Annotated in this window: 16 protein-coding genes; 8 read left to right on the top strand and 8 right to left on the bottom strand. The window is 66.6% G+C overall.

The window, feature by feature from the left end; genetic code table 11:
* Positions 1–90 precede the first annotated feature (90 nt).
* Positions 91–2,493 (top strand): glycogen/starch/alpha-glucan phosphorylase, encoded by a 2,403-nt coding sequence (locus AC13CR_RS15025; RefSeq protein WP_292953891.1) that lies wholly within the window; start codon positions 91–93, stop codon positions 2,491–2,493.
* A 192-nt stretch (positions 2,494–2,685) separates the two neighbouring features.
* A complete protein-coding gene (locus AC13CR_RS15030; RefSeq protein ID WP_292953894.1) occupies positions 2,686–3,912 on the top strand; it encodes an alpha-hydroxy acid oxidase in 1,227 nt (408 codons plus the stop codon).
* A 14-nt stretch (positions 3,913–3,926) separates the two neighbouring features.
* On the opposite strand, the gene AC13CR_RS15035 is transcribed toward AC13CR_RS15030, so the two are convergent.
* From AC13CR_RS15035 to AC13CR_RS15050, 4 genes are read right to left on the bottom strand one after another with little or no spacing between them, the layout of a single operon-like run.
* Positions 3,927–5,243: a TRAP transporter large permease gene (locus AC13CR_RS15035; protein ID WP_292953897.1), complete on the bottom strand. Its 1,317-nt coding sequence runs from the start codon at positions 5,241–5,243 to the stop codon at positions 3,927–3,929.
* A complete protein-coding gene (locus AC13CR_RS15040; protein WP_292953900.1) occupies positions 5,243–5,788 on the bottom strand; it encodes a TRAP transporter small permease subunit in 546 nt (181 codons plus the stop codon). Before AC13CR_RS15040 ends, AC13CR_RS15035 begins: the two co-directional genes overlap by 1 nt.
* A 56-nt stretch (positions 5,789–5,844) precedes the next feature.
* Positions 5,845–6,870 (bottom strand): TRAP transporter substrate-binding protein, encoded by a 1,026-nt coding sequence (locus AC13CR_RS15045; protein WP_292953903.1) that lies wholly within the window; start codon positions 6,868–6,870, stop codon positions 5,845–5,847.
* Positions 6,867–7,394 (bottom strand): gluconokinase, encoded by a 528-nt coding sequence (locus AC13CR_RS15050; protein WP_292953906.1) that lies wholly within the window; start codon positions 7,392–7,394, stop codon positions 6,867–6,869. Before AC13CR_RS15050 ends, AC13CR_RS15045 begins: the two co-directional genes overlap by 4 nt.
* Positions 7,395–7,492: 98 nt before the next feature.
* Between AC13CR_RS15050 and gntR the strand changes: the two genes are divergently transcribed.
* Positions 7,493–8,515, top strand: a complete 1,023-nt coding sequence (gene gntR, locus AC13CR_RS15055; RefSeq protein WP_292953909.1) for an HTH-type transcriptional regulator GntR — start codon at positions 7,493–7,495, stop codon at positions 8,513–8,515.
* Positions 8,516–8,567: 52 nt separating this feature from the next.
* On the opposite strand, the gene nagA is transcribed toward gntR, so the two are convergent.
* Genes nagA through AC13CR_RS15075 form a run of 4 tightly spaced genes read right to left on the bottom strand, consistent with a single transcriptional unit; the run spans position 8,568 to position 12,365 of the window.
* A complete protein-coding gene (gene nagA / locus AC13CR_RS15060) occupies positions 8,568–9,728 on the bottom strand; it encodes an N-acetylglucosamine-6-phosphate deacetylase (RefSeq protein WP_292953911.1) in 1,161 nt (386 codons plus the stop codon).
* The gene (locus AC13CR_RS15065; RefSeq protein ID WP_292953914.1) at positions 9,728–10,753 is read right to left on the bottom strand and encodes an SIS domain-containing protein; all 1,026 of its coding nucleotides are present in this window, start codon (positions 10,751–10,753) and stop codon (positions 9,728–9,730) included. Before AC13CR_RS15065 ends, nagA begins: the two co-directional genes overlap by 1 nt.
* Positions 10,750–11,529, bottom strand: coding sequence for a GntR family transcriptional regulator (locus AC13CR_RS15070; protein ID WP_292953917.1), 780 nt, complete (start codon positions 11,527–11,529; stop codon positions 10,750–10,752). The genes AC13CR_RS15065 and AC13CR_RS15070 overlap by 4 nt, the downstream gene beginning before the upstream one ends.
* A complete protein-coding gene (locus AC13CR_RS15075) occupies positions 11,526–12,365 on the bottom strand; it encodes a glucosamine kinase nucleotide-binding domain-containing protein (RefSeq protein WP_292953920.1) in 840 nt (279 codons plus the stop codon). The genes AC13CR_RS15070 and AC13CR_RS15075 overlap by 4 nt, the downstream gene beginning before the upstream one ends.
* A 206-nt stretch (positions 12,366–12,571) precedes the next feature.
* On the opposite strand from AC13CR_RS15075, the gene AC13CR_RS15080 reads away from it, so the two are divergent.
* From AC13CR_RS15080 to AC13CR_RS15100, 5 genes are all read left to right on the top strand, one after another.
* Positions 12,572–13,831, top strand: coding sequence for an ABC transporter substrate-binding protein (locus AC13CR_RS15080; protein ID WP_292953923.1), 1,260 nt, complete (start codon positions 12,572–12,574; stop codon positions 13,829–13,831).
* 94 nt (positions 13,832–13,925) lie between these two features.
* Positions 13,926–14,843 carry a carbohydrate ABC transporter permease gene (locus tag AC13CR_RS15085; protein ID WP_292978162.1) on the top strand — a complete coding sequence of 306 codons (918 nt, stop codon included), beginning with the start codon at positions 13,926–13,928 and terminating at the stop codon, positions 14,841–14,843.
* A 10-nt stretch (positions 14,844–14,853) separates the two neighbouring features.
* Positions 14,854–15,690 carry a carbohydrate ABC transporter permease gene (locus AC13CR_RS15090; protein ID WP_292978161.1) on the top strand — a complete coding sequence of 279 codons (837 nt, stop codon included), beginning with the start codon at positions 14,854–14,856 and terminating at the stop codon, positions 15,688–15,690.
* Positions 15,687–16,709: a Gfo/Idh/MocA family protein gene (locus tag AC13CR_RS15095; RefSeq protein WP_446233668.1), complete on the top strand. Its 1,023-nt coding sequence runs from the start codon at positions 15,687–15,689 to the stop codon at positions 16,707–16,709. Before AC13CR_RS15090 ends, AC13CR_RS15095 begins: the two co-directional genes overlap by 4 nt.
* Before the next feature lie 11 nt (positions 16,710–16,720).
* Positions 16,721–17,722, top strand: coding sequence for an ABC transporter ATP-binding protein (locus AC13CR_RS15100; RefSeq protein WP_292978159.1), 1,002 nt, complete (start codon positions 16,721–16,723; stop codon positions 17,720–17,722).

Below are 17,722 nucleotides of genomic sequence, written 5' to 3' on the forward strand. Positions count from 1 at the left end.
GGTCCGGTTGCGGGAATCGCCGCCTGACCCGATCGCCCGCCGCTGCCGCAACCGCGCGGCACGCGGACCCGTGATCCGCGCCTACCCAGGATGAGGCCCGACGTGACCCAGCTTCCCTCTGCGCAAGACCTTCGTGACCGGATCCTGCATCACCTGACCCATACCCAGGGCCGGGGCGAGGAGTTCGCCTCGACCTTCGACTGGCGCCTTGCCGTCAGCTATACCATCCGCGACCTGATCGTGACGCCGTGGATGGCGGCGCTGCGCGGGGCGCGCGACCAGGGCGCCAAGCGGGTCTATTACCTGTCGATGGAATTCCTGATCGGCCGGATCCTGGGCGATGCGATCGTCAATCTGGGTCTCGACCAGCGGATGGACGAGGCACTGACGATGCTGAACCTCGACAAGCAGGAAATCCTTGACGACGAACCCGACGCGGCCCTTGGCAATGGCGGTCTGGGACGGCTTGCGGCCTGTTTCATGGAATCGCTGTCCTCGCTGTCGGTGCCGGCTTTCGGCTATGGCATCCGCTACGAACACGGCCTGTTCCGCCAGCGGTTCGAGGCGGGGCAACAGGTCGAGACGCCCGAGGATTGGCTGAACCAGCCCCATCCGTGGGAATTCGTGCGCCTCGATTACAGCTTCACGATCGGCTTCAAGGGCCATGTCGAGGATCTGGATGGCCGCGCGGTCTGGCATCCGGGCGAAAGCGTGATCGCGCGGGCCTATGACATGCCGGTGGTCGGCTGGCAGGGCGGCTGGGCCAACACGCTGCGGCTGTGGGGGGCGCATCCGACCACGCTGCTGGACCTGCGCCGCTTCAACGCCGGCGATCACACCGCGGCGGCCGAACCCGAGGCCCTGGCCCGCACGATCAGCCGCGTGCTCTATCCCGATGACGGCACGGAATCGGGCAAGGAATTGAGGCTGAAACAGGAATATTTCCTGACCTCGGCCGCGCTTCAGGACATCCTGCGCCGCTTTCTGGCCGAACATGACGATCTGTCGCAACTGCCCGACAAGGTGGCGATCCAGCTGAACGATACCCATCCCGCCATTGCCGGACCGGAACTGATGCGGCTGCTGATGGACGATCACGGGATGGATTTCACCACCGCCCGCGATCTGGCGCGCGGGGTGCTGAACTATACCAACCACACCCTGCTGCCCGAGGCGCTGGAACGCTGGTCCACCTGGCTGATGGGCCGGGTCCTGCCGCGTCACATGCAGATCATCCAGATGATCGACGACGATCACCGCACATCCAGCGGCCGGCCCGACCGGGTGGCCATCGTCGATCACGACGAGGTGCGGATGGGCGAACTGGCCTTCATCATGGCCGGCAAGGTGAACGGCGTCTCGGCCCTGCATACCGACCTGGTCAAGGACACTGTCTTCGCCGATCTGAACAAGCTGCATCCGGGGCGGATCGTGAACCAGACGAACGGCGTCACCCCCCGCCGCTGGCTGCGCATGGCCAACCCGGCCCTGGCGCGGCTGCTGGACGACACGATCGGCGAGGGCTGGACCGGCGATCTGGACCAGCTGGCCGGGCTGGAACCCCATGCCGGCGATCCGGCTGTCCTGGAACGCCTGCGCAAGGCCAAGCGCGCCAACAAGGTCTGGCTGGCCCAAGGGCTGCTGGCCGATCTGGGCGTGAAGGCCGACGCGGACGCGATCTTCGACGTGCAGATCAAGCGGATGCACGAATACAAGCGGCAATTGCTGAACATCCTGGAAGCGATCGCGCTGTGGCGGCGCATCCATGACAACCCCAACGGCGACTGGACGCCGCGCGTCAAGATCTTCGGCGGCAAGGCCGCTCCGGGCTATTGGCTGGCCAAGACGATCATTCACCTGATCAACGACGTGGCCTCCACGATCAATGACGACCCGGTCACGCGCGATCTGTTGCAGATCGCCTATCCGCCGAATTACAACGTCTCGATGGCCGAGGACCTGATCCCCGCCGCCGACCTGTCCGAACAGATCTCGACCGCGGGCAAGGAGGCCTCGGGGACCGGCAACATGAAATTCACCATGAACGGGGCGCTGACCATCGGCACGCTGGACGGTGCGAATGTCGAGATCCGCGAAAAGGTCGGGGCCGAGAATTTCTTCCTGTTCGGCCTGACCGCCGAGGAAGCGGCGGCCGAGGTCGCGCGCCCCGGCCATGCCCGCCGCGCCATCGAGGCCAGCGAGGATCTGAAAGCTGCCCTGCAGTTGGTGGCCGAGGGCCGGTTCTCGGGCGGGCGGGCGGATTCCTATTTCGCGCTGCTGGACCGGACCTGGAACGACGATCCCTTCCTCGTGGCATCCGATTTCGAGGAATATTTCGCGGCGCAGCGCCGGGTGGACGCGGCCTATCGCGACCAGGCGGAATGGGATCGCATGGCCTGTCTGAACATCGCCCGGTCGGGCTTTTTCTCGTCAGACCGGACCATCCGTGGCTACATGGCCGATATCTGGAACGTGAAACCGGTCACGATGTGAACCGGCGCAACGGGGGCGGCGCCCTGCCGTTCCGACAGTGTGCCGGCGCCGGCGCCGGGGCGCTGCCGGACGCGGATTGGGCGCAGGCGCACGCCTGGCTGAACCGCAAGGCTTGCCGTTCGCAAGGATCATGGCTCTGGTCACAGAGGCGCGGGGTCTGGTAAGCGGGGCCGGTGGATCGGCGGGGGTGGCATGGCGGATCAGGATACGGGTTCGGTCGCGATCGTGCGGCGCAAGGCGGCGACCGCGCCGCGCCACCTGCGGCAGGTTCTGTCGCTGCATGATTTCGAACCGCTGGCAAGGCGTCGCCTGCCGCGCTCGGTCTTCGGCTATGTCAGCGGCGGGGTCGAGGCCGAGGTGACGCTGCGCGCGAACCGCGCCGCCTTCGACCGGATCGCCCTGCAGCCGCGCATCCTGCGCGACGTGTCGGTCCGGTCGCAGCGGCTGGCCCTGTTCGGTCAGGATCATGCCGTGCCCTTTGCCGTCGCGCCGATGGGATTCAGTTCGCTGGCCGCCTATGATGGCGACGTGGCCCTGGCCAGGGCGGCGCGGCAGGCGGGCAGCTTCGCGATCTGTTCGGCCGCCACGCTGACGCCGCTGGAACGGGTCGCGACCGAGGGCGGCAGCGGCTGGTTTCAGTGCTACATTCCCGGCGACCGGGCCCGGATCGAGGGATTGCTGGCCCGCGTCGCGCAGGCCGGCTTTCACACCCTGGTCGTGACCGGCGACGTTCCCGTCGCGGCGAACCGCGAAAACAATGCCCGAAACGGATTCGACGCGCCGTTTCGCATCACGCCGCAACTGATCTGGCAGGGCCTGACCCATCCGCGCTGGACCATCGGCACGCTGGGCCGCGAGATGACCGCGCGCGGAATGCCGCATTTCGAGAACATGGAGGCGGTGCAGGGTCCGCCGCTGTTCTCGCGCGATCTGGTCCGTTCGACCATCGCGCGGGACCGGCTGAATTGGGACGACCTGCGCTTTATCCGCGACCGCTGGCAGGGGCGCCTGCTGGTCAAGGGCGTGCTGCATCCGGCCGATGCGCAGACGGCCGCCGAGGCCGGGTGCGACGGCATCATCGTGTCGAACCATGGCGGACGTCAGCTTGACGGCTCTGTCGCGACGCTGGAGGTGTTGCCCGCGATCCGCGCGGCGGTGCCCGACATGGCGGTGATCTTCGACAGTGGCATAAGGCGCGGCACCGACGTGCTGAAGGCGTTGATGCTGGGCGCCGATTTCACGCTGGTCGGGCGGCCGTTCCTGTATGCGGCGGCGACCCACGGGGTCGAGGGCGTGCACCACGCGATGCGGCTGCTGGCCGATGAGGTCGATCGCGACATGGCGCTGCTGGGCGTGTGCAGCATCGCCGAGTTGCGCGATCAGATGCCGCTGCTGCTGCCGGCGGACTGGCGCGGCTGAGAACCGGCCCCGGCTTAGTACATGGCGATGCCGGGGAACAGGATCAGCATCGCCACGGCCAGCACCTGCAACAGGATGAAGGGCATCAGGCTGCGAAAGATCTCGCCCAGCGATATGTCGGGCGGGACGACCGATTTCAGGTAGAAGGCGGCCGGCCCGAAGGGCGGCGACAGGAAGCTGACCTGCATGTTCATCGCGAACAGCACCCCGAACCAGACCGGATCGAAGCCCAGCGTCTTGATGATCGGCACGAAGATCGGCATCGTCAGCAGCGCGATCCCCACCCAGTCCAGGAACATGCCCAGCACGAACAGGATCGCCATCATGAACAGGATGATGATCGTCGGGTTCTCGCTGATGCCGGTGATCAGTTCGGACACGAACTTGATCCCGCCCATCAGGTTGAAGACGCCAACCAGGGCCGAGGCGCCGATACCGATCCAGACGATCATGCCCACGGTCTGCAGCGTCTGCATGGCGGCGCCACGCAGCAGCGACCAGGTGAATTCGCCGCGCAGCATCGTGGACAGCATGACCCCGGCGACGCCGACCGCGCTGGCCTCGGTGACCGAGGCGATGCCGCCATAGATCGAGCCCAGCACCATGATCACCACCACGATGGGCAGGAACAGCCCCTTCAGAAGCCGCAGCTTTTCGGCCAGCGGGACAGGTTCGCGGACCGGATCGGGAACGGCGCCCGGCGTCAGGTAGGCGCGGGCCAGCACATAGGACACATAGAACAGCGCCAGCATGAAGCCGGGGATGAAAGCCGCGGTGAACAATTCCCCGATCGAAACATTCGCGGTCAGCCCGTAGATGATCAGCACGATCGAGGGCGGAACCATGGTGCCCAGGCTGCCGCCGGCGCAGACCACGCCGATGGCCAGGCGGCGGTCATAGCCCTGTCGCAGCATCTGGGGCAGGGCGATCAGGCCCAGAAGCACGATCTCGCCGCCGATGATGCCGGACATGGCGGCCAGGATGACGGCCACGAAGATCGTCTGCACCGCGACGCCGCCCCGGATACGGCCCCCGATCAGGCGCATCGCGTCGAACAGATCGCGCGCGATGCCGCTGCGGTCCAGGATCGCGGCCATCAGCACGAACATCGGCACCGACACGAAGACGAAGCTGGAGACGAAGGAATAGACCCGGCTGGTGATCAGCGGCACGACGTTCGGGCCGAACCAGCCAAGCGCGAAGATCAGCGTGACCAGCAGCGTCACGAAGGCCAGCGGAATACCCGTCACCAGAAGCGCCAGCAGCATCACGAACAGCAGGCCCGTCCCGGCCTCGATGCCCATCGATTGCAGCGAACCGAAAATCTCCATCAGCGGCGCGCCCTTGCGTAATTCACGGCGAGGATCACGAATTGCACGGCCATCACGGCCAGCGCGATCATCAGCAGGATCTTCAGGATGCCCGGATAGGGCGGGTTCCACGCGCTGCCCGAGGTTTCCAGGCGAAAGCTGCCATCTGGCCGCCATGCCGCGCGCTTGACCATCTGCCAGGCCGCCCATGCAAAGGCACCCGCCGACAGCGCGCAGACGGTCGAGATGACGATGTCGAACAGCCGCCGGATGCGCGGCGGCAGGATGTCGTAGATTAGAACGACGCGGATATGGCGGTCGCGAGAGGCGCAGAGGATGCCGCCGAAGACGAAGGCCGTGGCGCAGAGGAACACCGTCGTCTCATGTGCCCAGATGGTCGGCGAATTGAAGACATAGCGCAGGATCACCTCCTGGATCAGGATCAGCATCGAGGCGACCAGACCAAGCGCGGGCAGGATCGCCACGCGGTCGATCCAGCGGCCGAAGGCGCCTGCTTCGGGAATCGCGTGATGGTCCTCTCGGACGATCTCTTCCGGCTCGGTCATCTTCGCCCTCCGCTGCTGCGGGACCGGGCGACGCATGGCCGCCCGCTCCCTGGCGCTTATTGCTGAACCAGACCCTTCTCGTTCAGATAGGCGGTCAGCGTGTCATAGACCTTCTGCGCGGCGGGCGATTGCGAGGCCACCTTTTCCCACTCGCCCATCGCGATCTTGCGGAACTTGGCGCGTTCTTCGTCGGACCAGTCGTGAATCATGATCTTCCCGCCTTCCTTGGCGGCGGCGACGGCCTTTTCGTCCGCCTCGGCCAGCGCCTTGATCTGGCGCTGCGCAAAATCCGCGACAGATTGCGTCATCACCTGCTGAAGATCCTCGGGCAGTTCGTCCCACTTGGCCTTGTTCATCGAAATTTCGACCAGGGGCAGCGAATGGAAGCCCGGATAGACCGGATGCGGCGCCACGTCGTTCAGCCCCTGCGCCTGATTGGTCGAAAAGACCGAATAATCGGCGGCGTCGATCACATTCTTGTCCAGCGAGGTAAAGACCTCGGAGCCCGGCAGGTTCACCGGGGCCGCCCCGGCCGCGGCAAAGACCTCTTGCACCAGCCCTTCGGGCGCGCGCATCTTCAGGCCCTTCAGGTCGTCCACGCCGTCCAGCGGCTTGGCGCTGACAAAGGCTTCAAGGCCGGGCGTGGTGGCGCCGATGAATTGCAGGCCATAGGGGTTTTCGATCTCGTTCAGCAACTCCTTGCCGCCGCCATTGGCGACGAAATCCAGCATCTGCTGCGGATCGGACCATGCGCCGACCGGGTTGCCCATCAGCCCGAAGGCCGGGTCCTTGCCGGCGAAATAGCTGAGGTCGGTGACGTGGCCGTCGATGATCCCGGTCGCGATGGCGTCCTGGGTTTCGTTATAGGCGACGATCGAATCGACCGGCAGCAGGTCGATCGCGATCCTGCCATCCGATTTCTGGGCCACATCCTCGACCCAGGTCTTCTGCAACTCGAAATTCGGGTTGCCGGCCGGGTCCGAGGACTGGAACTTGAATTCGTATTCGGCGGCAAGGGCGGGCGCGGCCAGGGCCATGACGGCGGTGGCGGCCAGAAGCGTCCGGCGGGTCAGGTTGGTCATTCTTTCTCTCCTCCTGTGGCAGTCGTCACGGCCGCCAGCGCGGCGACCGCGATTTCGGTGATCCGGTCGGGCGGATTGGCCACGTCGATCCAGATCGCGTTTTCGGTCGTGGTATCAGGTGGCTGCAAGGCGGCCAACTGGCTGTCGATCAGGCTTGCCGGCATGTAATGGTCGCGCCGCGCCTGCATCCGGGCGGCGATGATGTCGCGGTCGCCGTGCAGGAACACGATGTCCAGCGGTCCGGTCCTTGCCCGCAGCCGGTCGCGATGCGCACGCCCAAGGGCCGAACAGGCCAGCACGGCCCGCTTCTGCGCCGCAACCACGGCGTCTCCCAGCCGGTCCAGCCAGCCCCATCGCATCTCGTCGGTCAGCGGCAGTCCGGCCCGCATCCGCGCGACGCTGGCGGAATCGTGGTAGCTGTCGGCCTCGATGAACCGGCCGTCCAGGGATTCGGCGATGGCCGCGGCAATGGTGGATTTGCCCACGCCGCAGATGCCCATGACCAGAACCGGACGCTGTTGCATGACCGATGCCCTCCCCTCTTCGCGGCCATCGTGCATGACAGCGCTGTCATCCGTCAAGACGCTTTTCTTCGCCACGGAACCGCGTAATCTGCCAAATGATGGAGAAATCGCGAAAAACGACCCTTTCGGAAGTGGCGGTGGCGGCGAATGTCAGCCCTATCACCGTCTCGCGCGCATTGCGCAGTCCCGAAAAGGTCTCGGCCGAGGCGAGAGAGCGAATCACGCGCGCCATCGCCGATCTGGGCTATGTTCCGGACCCGGCCGCCCGCGCGCTGGCCTCGGGACGGACCGATGTGGTGGGGGTGCTCATCCCCTCGGTGTCCAACAACGTGTTTTCCGATGTTCTGCATGGCATCTATGACGGAATCGCGGACAGCACGCTGTCGGTGCAGCTGGGCACGACCGGCTATTCGCCGCTGGCGGAAGAACGGCTGATCCGGGTCTTTCTGTCGCAGCGGCCCTCGGGGCTGATCGTTGCCGGGCACGAGCAATCGCCCGCCGCGCGGCGGCTGCTGGCCGAGGCCAATTGCCCGGTCGTGCAGATCATGGAGATCGGACCCCAGCCCATCGACCTGGCCGTGGGCCTTTCGCATTTCGACGGCGCGCGCGCTGCCACGGCGCATCTGCTGGATCGCGGTTACCGCGCGCCGGCCTTTCTGGGCGCGCAGATGGATCCGCGCAGCCAGCGTCGGCTGGCGGGGTTCCGCGAGGGTATTCGCCTGGCCGGTCGGGACGGGCCGGACCGCGTGGTGACGACGCCCGAACCGTCTTCGGTCAGCCTCGGCTGTCGGCTTCTGGCCGATTTGCTGGCCCGCCACCCCGAGGCTGACGCGGTTCTTTGCAACAATGACGATCTTGCCCTTGGCGTGCTGTTCGAGGCGATGCGGCGCAATTTGCCGGTTCCCGACAGGCTGGGCATCTGCGGTTTCAACGATCTGGAGATGATGGCTGCCGCCCAGCCGCCGCTGAGTTCGATCGCCACCGACCGGCATGGCATGGGCCGCATGGCGGTGCACCTGATCCGCCAGCGCCATGGCGGCACCGGCCCGGCCCGCGGTCACGCCCTGGATCTGGGTTTTGCCTTGCGCGCACGGGAAAGCACCGCGGGGCGCCGCGGCTGACCGCGCCGCGGCGGATCGCCGGCGCGGGCGCTTGGTCAGTCGCGGCCTTTTTCTAGATCGCGGTCCTTCCGGACGCCGGGCGGGGGTTGTGGAAATCGCCGTCGCGCCAGATCGCGCGAAGGGCCAGCGCCGCGTCAAGCCGGACCAGATCGGCGGCGCGCCCGGCGGCGATGCGGCCCAGCCTGTCGCCCGCGCGGATCAGATCGGCGGGGATCGAGGTGGCCATGGCCAGCGCGCGTTCGGGCGCCGCGCCCGCCTGTCCGACCAGCGTCGCGATGGCGCGGTCCATGCTGAGATCGGCGCCGGCCAGGGTGCCGTCTTCCAGCGTCAGCCGGCCGTCCCGGCGCAGGATCCGCCGTCCGCCCAGCCGCATTTCGGCAGCGTCGGTGCCCGCGAAGGCCATGCAGTCGGTGACCAGGAACAGACCCTCGGCGCGCGCGGCCAGCGCCACCCGCATCGCGGCGGGGTGGACATGGATGCCATCGGCGATCAGACCGGCATGGGCATCGCCCGCCAGCACCGCCCCGACCAGGCCGGGGCTTCGGTGGCCAAGCTGGCTCATCGCGTTGAAAAGATGCGTGGCGCACGCCGCGCCCGCGGCAAAGGCGGCACCGGCTGCGTCAAGATCGCAATCGCTGTGGCCAAGGCTGACGATGGCTCCGGCGCCCGAAAGCGCCGCAACCTGTTGCGGGCTGACGCTTTCGGGCGCCAGCGTGACCATCAGCGCGGGCAGGGCGCGCGCAGCCCCGCACAACCGCGCCAGATCGTCGTCCTGCATCGGCCGGATCAGCGCGGCGTCATGGGCGCCCTTGCGGCGCGGGTCCAGATGCGGACCTTCCAGATGCAGACCCAGAAAGCCGGGAACCCCGGCGCGCGCGGCCTCGATCCCGGCGGCGATGACGGCGGCGGTGGCCTCGGGGCGGTCGGTTATCAGCGTCGGCAGGATACCCGCGCAGCCCAGGTCGCGGTGGCTGGCGCAGATCGCGCGCAGGGCGGCAAGATCCGTGCCGCCATCCACCATCAGTCCGCCCCCGCCATTGACCTGAAGATCGACGAATCCGGGCGCGAGGATGCCGCCGATGCGATGGGTGACCGCGCCGGCCTTGGCCTCGGGCAGGATCGCGGCAATGCGGCCGTCCTCGATCACCAGCGCCCGGCCGTCCAGAAACCCTGCGCCGTCGAAGATGCGAGCGCCCGCGATGACCTGCCGCATCAGACCGTCTCCGTCACCTTGCGCAGGTGCGGGGGCTGGTCGGGATCGAAGCCGCGCCGCCATGCCAGCGCCTCGATGAAGGCATAGAAACTGGCGATCAGCGCCAGCGGCGCGATCAGCGGGTGAAGGCCGGGTTCCGAGGGCAGGCGCACAGCGCCCGCCACATCGGCGCCGGTCAGAAAGACCTCGGCCCCCTGCGCGGTCAGCCGTTCGGCGGTGGCGGCCAGCCGCGGCAGGGCGGCATCCTCGATCCCCAGGGCGAGGATCGGAAACGGCGGCTGGACGATGGCAGCGGGTCCGTGCAGCACCTCGGCTGCGCTGTAGCCTTCGGCGTGGATGCCCGCGACCTCCTTGAACTTCAGCGCGGCCTCGTTGGCGATGGCGATGGCCGGGCCGCGGCCCAGAACGAAGCACCGGCTGGCCCCGGTCAGCCGGTCGACCAGTGGCGACCAGTCCAGCGCCACCGCCCGCGCCAGAGCCTGGGGCGATGCCGCGATGGCGTCTTGCAGGGCGCGGTCCCGCTGCCATTCCGCCAAGAGCGACAGGCCCGCCAGCACCGAATTGACGAAGGTCTTGGTGGCGGCGACGCTTTTTTCCTCGCCCGCTGCCAGCGGCAGGCAATGGGCCGATGCGGCGGCCATCGGACTGTCAGCGTGATTGGTGATCGCGATCGACAGCGCGCCGCCCGCCGTGGCCGTCTGCACCATCTCGACGATGTCGGGGCTGCGGCCCGATTGCGAGATGCCGATACAGGCGCCGCGGGGCAGGCGCAGCGGCCGGCCATAGATCGAGGCGATCGAGGGTCCGACAGAGGCCACGGGTATCCCCGCCACCAGTTCGACCGCGTATTTCAGATAGGTCGCCGCGTGATCCGACGATCCGCGCGCGATGGTCGCGATCACCGCCGGATCGCGGGCGCGCAAGACATCGGCGGCGGCGACCACGGCCTCGTGCGATTGCGCCAGAAAGCGGGCGGCCGCATCGGGGATTTCGGCCACTTCGCGGGCCATGTTGCTTTGGCTCATCTGCTGGTCCTCTCGGCTCTGTCGCTATCGGGATGCATCTTCAGCTCCACCGCGAAATCATAGGCGTCGCCGCGATAGAGCGAGCGGGTGAATTCGACCACCGCGCCCGAGGCCAGATAGGCCACGCGTTCGATCCGCAGGCCGGCGACGCCGGGGGCGACGCCCAGCAGGTCGGCGTCGCGGCGGCCGAGATTGGCGGCCGAGATGCGCTGGACCGCGCGCAGCGGGCGCTGCCCGCGCGATTCCAGCAAGGCGTAAAGCGAGGTCTGGACCGATTCGGGGTCGGGCAGGATCGTGGCCGGCAACGAGGCCATTTCCACCGCCAGCGGCACGCCGTCCGAAACCCGCACCCGTTCCAGCCGCGCGACGCGGTCGCCCGTGGCAAGGCCAAGCGCCATCACCTCTTCGGGGCTGGGCGAATGCAGCCCGCGCGCCAGCCAGCGGCTGTCGATCTGCCGGCCGCGCCGGGCCATGTCCTCGGTGAACGAGGTCAGCAGCGACAGCGCCTGTTCCAGCCGTTCGACGCGGGGCGCGACGATGGTGCCCGATCCGCGCCGCTGGATCAGTTGGCCCGAGCCGACCAGCGCCTCGATCCCCTTGCGGATGGTGACGCGCGAGAGGCCGGTCATCGCCGCCATCTCGCGTTCGGGCGGCAGGCTGTCGCCGGGTTGCAGGCGGCCCGAGGCGATGGCCTCGGCGATGCGCCGGTGCAGTTGCAGATAGCGCGGGCCGGCCGCGCCGTCATCGAACTGGCCGGGCTGGAAAAGATCGCTCATGCCGCGCCCGCCATCTGCCGCGCCATCAGCACCGCGCCGTCAAGACTGTTGCCGATGGCTGCCTTGACCGGCCAGGGGTCGCCGAGGCGCGCGGCGTAATGCGGCCCCAGCCCGCCCAGGAAGACGACGGGCAGGCTGTCGCCGGCTTGCAGGGTGGTCAGGATTTCGCGGATCCGGGCGATGGCCGCGCCGAAGATGCGGCTGGCGGCGGGGTCGTCGGATGTGACGATGCGCGGCGCCAGCGCACCGAAATCGGCTGGACGCGCGGTGTTGCCGAAGGCGATGATGCCCTCGATGCCGCCGAACTGGTCCAGCATGTCGCGCAGCAGCGGCGTCATCGGCAGCAAGCCGTCGGCGGCGCGCATCGCATCGGCCAGCAGGCAGCGGCCCAGCACCGCGCCGCTGCCCTCGTCGCCCATCAGAAAGCCGCGGCCGCCGACCTGCCGGATGGTGCCGCCGCGCTGGATCGCGAAAACCGATCCGGTGCCAAGCGCGGCAAGGATGCCGTCCTGCGATCCAAGGGCGCCGCGCGCGGCGGTGATGCCGTCGTTGACGATCTGCATCCGGGCGAAGGGCAGAAGGCCCGCCAGTCGGTCACCCGCCGTCCGCATCGCGCCGCCCGCCAGGCCCAGGGCCGCGATCAGGTCCGAGGCCCGCGCGCCGCTGCCCTCCAGCGCCTGGGCCGTGGCTGACAGGATGTTGGCCGCCGCGCCCTGAACATCGGTATTGATATTGGCAGGCCCGCCGGTTCCACGCCCGATAACGGTGCCGTCCGCATCGGCCAGCGCCGCGCGGCAGCCGGTTCCACCGCCATCGATTCCCAGAAACAGCGCCATTCGGGCCTCCTCGCTGCGCAGAATACCAAAGCAATACCAAATGAAAAGACGAAACTGAATCGGGCTGTTTCCGCCCATTTCAAAGCCGGATTGATTCAGGGGGTTTACAATTGGTATTGCTTTGGCATCATGCAACACCAGAAGCCGGATTCGACCGGACATGCCGCGTCGCGACCGCACGCGGCCTTCAACCAGGGAGATTTTTCATGACGAGAATGCTTCGCCTCGGGCTGCTGACCAGCGCCCTGCTGGCCGGCGCCGCCTCGGCGCAGGACGCGACGCTGACCATCGAAAGCTGGCGCAACGACGACCTGCAGATCTGGCAGGACACCATCATTCCGGCCTTCGAGGAGGCCAATCCGGGCATCAAGGTCAATTTTGCGCCGAGCGCGCCGGCGGAATACAACGCGGTGCTGAATTCCAAGCTGGATGCGGGTTCGGCCGGCGATCTGATCACCTGCCGCCCCTTCGACGCCTCGCTGGAATTGTTCAAGAAGGGGCAGTTGGCGGATCTGAGCGATCTGGCCTCGATGGCGAATTTCTCGGACGTGGCGAAATCGGCTTGGCAGACGGATGACGGCGCCTCGACCTTCTGCGTGCCGATGGCCTCGGTCATTCACGGTTTCATCTACAACAAGACCGCTTTCGAGGAACTGGACCTGACGCCGCCGGAGACGGTGGATGAATTCTATGCCGTTCTGGACAAGATCAAGGAAGACGGCAGCTATATCCCGATGGCGATGGGCACCGCCGATCAGTGGGAAGCCGCGACCATGGGCTATCAGAATATCGGTCCCAGCTACTGGAAGGGCGAAGAGGGCCGCAAGGCGCTGATCGAGGGCGGCCAGAAGCTGACCGACGAGGGCTGGGTCGAGCCGTTCCGGCAATTGGCCAGGTGGAAGGATTATCTGGGCGACGGGTTCGAGGCGCAGACCTATCCCGACAGCCAGAACCTGTTCACGCTGGGCCGCGCCGCGATCTATCCTGCGGGAAGCTGGGAGATCGGCGTCTTCACCCCGCAAATCGGAGGCGCGTTCGAGATGGGGGCCTTTCCGCCGCCGGTGCCGGCCGCGGGCGATGGCTGTTATATCAGCGATCACACCGACATCGCCATGGGCATGAACACCAAGACCAGGTATCCCGAGGCGGCCAAAACCTTTCTCGAATGGGTCGGTTCGCCTGAATTCGCCACGCTCTATGCCAATGCGCTGCCGGGCTTCTTCTCGCTGAATGCGACGCCGGTCGAGATGCAGGATCCGCTGGCCCGGGAATTCGTCGGCTGGCGCGAGAATTGCCAATCCACGATCCGGTCGACCTATCAGATCCTGTCTCGCGGCACGCCGAACCTGGAAAACGAGACCTGGAACGCCAGCGCCAACGTCATCAACGGGACCGAAACGCCCGAAGATGCGGCGGCACGGCTGCAGGAGGGGCTGGCCTCGTGGTACGAGCCGCAGCAGAAATGATCCGCTGCCGGTCGTGACGACCCGCCAATGGCCGGGGGGCCTTCCGCCCCCCGGACCCCCCGAGGGTATTTTCGCAACGAAGAAGAGGTGAGGCGTGGCCCGGCGAAAGGAGTTCCGCTGGCATATCGCGGTGTTTCTGGCGCCCGCGGTGCTGGTTTATACGGCGATCATGATCGTGCCGCTGATCGGGACGCTGAACCTGGCCTTGTGGGGCGAAAGCGAGGCGGGGCCGGTCTTCGTCGGTCTGCGGAACTTTGCCACCCTGTTCGGCGATCCGCGGTGGTCGGCATCGTTCTGGAACGCCTTGGCCAACAATGCCTGGTTCTTTCTGGTGCACATGCTGGTGCAGAATCCGGTGGGCGTGATGCTGGCGGCGCTGCTGTCATCGCCACGTCTGCGGATGGCGGCCTTCTATCGCACCGCGATCTTCATTCCGACGATCCTGTCCTTTGTCATCGTCGGCTTCGTCTGGAAGCTGATCCTGTCGCCGATCTGGGGCATCGCGCCCGGGATGCTGGACGCGGTGGGCCTGAAGGCGCTGTTCGCGCCCTGGCTGGGCAAGGAGCAATATGCACTGACGACGCTGGCGCTGATCTCGGTCTGGCAGTTCGTCGGCATCCCGATGATGCTGATCTATGCCGCGCTGCTGTCGATCCCCGACGAGGTGATCGAGGCGGCCGAGATGGACGGCGTCACCGGCTGGGCGCAGTTCCGCAAGATCAAGCTGCCGCTGATCCTGCCCGCGATCGGGATCATCTCGATCCTGACCTTCGTGGGAAATTTCAACGCCTTCGATCTGATCTACGTGACGCAGGGGGCGCTGGCGGGACCGGATTTCTCGACCGACATCCTGGGAACGTTCCTCTATCGCACCTTCTTCGGCTTCCAGTTGCAACTGGGCGATCCCAACATGGGGGCGGCGATCGCGACGGCGATGTTCGGGATCATCCTGGTCGGTGTCTGCCTGTACCTGTTCGGGATCCAGACCCGGCTGCGGCGATACCAGTTCTGAGGATGCGGGCATGAGCGCAAGACATTCCCCCGCCCGCAGCATCGCCGCCCATGCGATCCTGATCCTGTATACCCTGATCGCGCTGTTCCCGGTCTTCGTGATCGTCATCAACAGTTTCAAGTCGCGCCGCGCGATCTTTGCCCAACCGCTGTCGCTGCCGACATCCGAGACCTTCGATCTGATCGGCTATCGGACGGTGCTGAAACAGGGCGATTTCCTGCAATATTTCCAGAATTCGATGATCGTGACCCTGGCCAGCCTGTTCTTCGTGCTGCTGTTCGGCGCAATGGCCGCCTTTGCCCTGTCGGAATACCGGTTTCGCGGCAACCTGCTGATGGGGTTGTATCTGGCGCTTGGGATCATGATCCCGATCCGGCTGGGAACGGTGGCGATCCTGCAAATGATGGTGGCCTCGGGGCTGGTCAACACCCTGACCTCGCTGATTCTCGTCTATACCGCGCAGGGGCTGCCGCTGGCGGTGTTCATCCTGGCCGAATTCATGCGCGGCGTGTCCGACGATCTGAAGAATGCCGGGCGGATCGACGGGTTGTCGGAATACCGCATCTTCCTGCGGCTGGTCCTGCCGCTGATCCGCCCCGCGATGGCCACGGTCGCCGTGTTTACCATGATCCCGATCTGGAACGACCTGTGGTTTCCGCTGATCCTGGCGCCTTCCGAGGCGACCAAGACGATCACGCTGGGAAGTCAGGTCTTCATCGGGCAGTTCGTCACCAACTGGAACGCGGTTCTGGCGGCGCTTGGGCTGGCCATCGTGCCGGTGCTGGTCCTGTATCTGATCTTCTCGCGCCAGCTGATTCGCGGCATCACCGCAGGAGCCGTCAAATGATCCGTGTCATGATCGCCGGAATGGGCAACATGGGTATCAGCCACGCGCTGGCCTGTCACGAAAGCCCTGATTTCCGGATCGTCGGGCTGGTCAATCGCAGTATTCCCGATCTGCCCGATTCGCTGCGGGATTATCCGCTGAGCCATGACTATGCCGAGGCGTTGGCGCGTCTGAAACCCGATCTGGTGGTGATCGCGACCTATTCCGACAGCCATGCCGATTTCGCGGTGGCGGCGATGCGAGCGGGGGCGCATGTCTTTGTCGAAAAGCCGCTGGCGACGAATGTGGCGGATGCGCGGCGGGTGGTGGATTGTGCCGCCGCCACCGGGCGCAAGCTGGTCGTGGGCTATATCCTGCGCCACCATCCCGGCTGGCAGCGGCTGATCGCCGAGGCCCGCGCGCTTGGCGGACCCTTCGTGTTCCGCCTGAACCTGAACCAGCAAAGCAGCGGGCCGTCCTGGGCGGTGCACAAGGCGCTGATGCGGACGACCTCGCCCATCGTCGATTGCGGGGTGCATTATGTCGATGTGATGTGCCAGATCACCGATGCGGCCCCCGTCGAGGTGCGCGGCATGGGGCTGCGGCTGTCGGACGAGATCGCGCCGGACATGTATAATTACGGCCAATTCCAGGTTCTGTTCGCGGATGGCTCGGTCGGCTGGTACGAGGCCGGATGGGGGCCGATGATGTCGGATGCCGCGTTTTTCGTGAAGGACGTGGTCAGCCCGAACGGCGCTGTCTCGATCCGGATGCCGGCCGATGCGCGGTCGGACGATATCGACACGCATACGCAGACCTCGACCCTGCGCATCCATCGCGTGGGGCGGGGGCACGAGGATCTGTCGATGCAGGGCGAGCCGGGACACCAGGAATTGTGCGATGCCGAACTGGCCTTCGTCGCGCGGGCGATCGCCGGGGATCTGGACCTGACGCGGCACATGCAGGACGCCGTGCAATCGCTGGCGGTCTGCCTTGCGGCGGATGAAAGCGTGCGCAGCGGCGCGCCGGTCAAGTTGTGAAGGGGGCGGCGATGGGCGCGCTGACACTGGCGAATGTCACCAAGCGCTTCGGCAAGGCCGAGGTCATCAGGGGCGTGGATCTGAGCGTGGAACCGGGCGAGTTCTGCGTCTTCGTCGGCCCGTCCGGATGTGGCAAGTCGACGCTTCTGCGGATGATCGCGGGGCTGGAAGACGTGACCTCGGGCGATGTGCTGATCGAGGGGCGGCGGATGAACGACGTGGCCCCGGCCAGGCGGGAAATCGCCATGGTGTTCCAGACCTATGCGCTTTATCCCCATCTCAGTGTGCGCGACAACATGGGGCTGGCGCTGAAACAGCTTGGCACGCCCAGGGCGCAGATCGTCGAGGCCGCCGACAAGGCTGCCGGAATGCTGGATCTGGCACCGCTGATGGATCGCAGGCCCGCGGAATTGTCGGGCGGGCAAAGGCAGCGGGTCGCCATCGGGCGGGCCATCGTGCGAACGCCCAGGCTGTTCCTGTTCGATGAGCCGTTGTCCAACCTGGACGCCGCCCTGCGCGTGGCCACCCGGATCGAGATCGCGCGGCTGCATCGCGAACTGGGCGCGACGATGGTCTATGTCACCCACGATCAGGTCGAGGCGATGACGCTGGCGGACAAGATCGTGGTTCTGCGCGACGGGCGGGTCGAACAGATCGGCCGGCCGATGGATCTGTACAACGATCCCGACAACACCTTCGTCGCGGGCTTCATCGGCTCGCCGCAAATGAATTTCCTGAAGGCCCGGCTTCTGGGGCTGGGGTTCGAGACACTGGGGATCCGCCCCGAACATCTGGCGATCTCGGCCGGGGCCGGGCAGATCGAGGGGCAGGTCAGCCATCTGGAAAAGCTGGGCGGAGAAACGCTGACCTATGTGCGCACCGAGGATCACGGCCTGCTGACCGTGCGGCAATTCGGCGAGCACGACCATCCCGTGGATGGCACGGTCCGGGTCACGCCCGATCAGGAACGGGCGTTCCGGTTCGACGCGGAAGGCAGGCGGCTGCGGGACTGA

The sequence above is a fragment of the Paracoccus sp. L-17 genome, assembly GCF_056857655.1.

Excerpts from the sequence above, each read along its gene's own strand:
- AC13CR_RS15025 (WP_292953891.1), top strand. The coding sequence starts at position 91 with ATGAGGCCCGACGTGACCCAGCTTCCCTCTGCGCAAGACCTTCGTGAC.
- AC13CR_RS15030 (WP_292953894.1), top strand. The coding sequence starts at position 2,686 with ATGGCGGATCAGGATACGGGTTCGGTCGCGATCGTGCGGCGCAAGGCG.
- AC13CR_RS15035 (WP_292953897.1), bottom strand. The coding sequence starts at position 5,243 with ATGGAGATTTTCGGTTCGCTGCAATCGATGGGCATCGAGGCCGGGACG.
- AC13CR_RS15040 (WP_292953900.1), bottom strand. The coding sequence starts at position 5,788 with ATGACCGAGCCGGAAGAGATCGTCCGAGAGGACCATCACGCGATTCCC.
- AC13CR_RS15045 (WP_292953903.1), bottom strand. The coding sequence starts at position 6,870 with ATGACCAACCTGACCCGCCGGACGCTTCTGGCCGCCACCGCCGTCATG.
- AC13CR_RS15050 (WP_292953906.1), bottom strand. The coding sequence starts at position 7,394 with ATGCAACAGCGTCCGGTTCTGGTCATGGGCATCTGCGGCGTGGGCAAA.
- gntR (WP_292953909.1), top strand. The coding sequence starts at position 7,493 with ATGGAGAAATCGCGAAAAACGACCCTTTCGGAAGTGGCGGTGGCGGCG.
- nagA (WP_292953911.1), bottom strand. The coding sequence starts at position 9,728 with ATGCGGCAGGTCATCGCGGGCGCTCGCATCTTCGACGGCGCAGGGTTT.
- AC13CR_RS15065 (WP_292953914.1), bottom strand. The coding sequence starts at position 10,753 with ATGAGCCAAAGCAACATGGCCCGCGAAGTGGCCGAAATCCCCGATGCG.
- AC13CR_RS15070 (WP_292953917.1), bottom strand. The coding sequence starts at position 11,529 with ATGAGCGATCTTTTCCAGCCCGGCCAGTTCGATGACGGCGCGGCCGGC.
- AC13CR_RS15075 (WP_292953920.1), bottom strand. The coding sequence starts at position 12,365 with ATGGCGCTGTTTCTGGGAATCGATGGCGGTGGAACCGGCTGCCGCGCG.
- AC13CR_RS15080 (WP_292953923.1), top strand. The coding sequence starts at position 12,572 with ATGACGAGAATGCTTCGCCTCGGGCTGCTGACCAGCGCCCTGCTGGCC.
- AC13CR_RS15090 (WP_292978161.1), top strand. The coding sequence starts at position 14,854 with ATGAGCGCAAGACATTCCCCCGCCCGCAGCATCGCCGCCCATGCGATC.
- AC13CR_RS15095 (WP_446233668.1), top strand. The coding sequence starts at position 15,687 with ATGATCCGTGTCATGATCGCCGGAATGGGCAACATGGGTATCAGCCAC.
- AC13CR_RS15100 (WP_292978159.1), top strand. The coding sequence starts at position 16,721 with ATGGGCGCGCTGACACTGGCGAATGTCACCAAGCGCTTCGGCAAGGCC.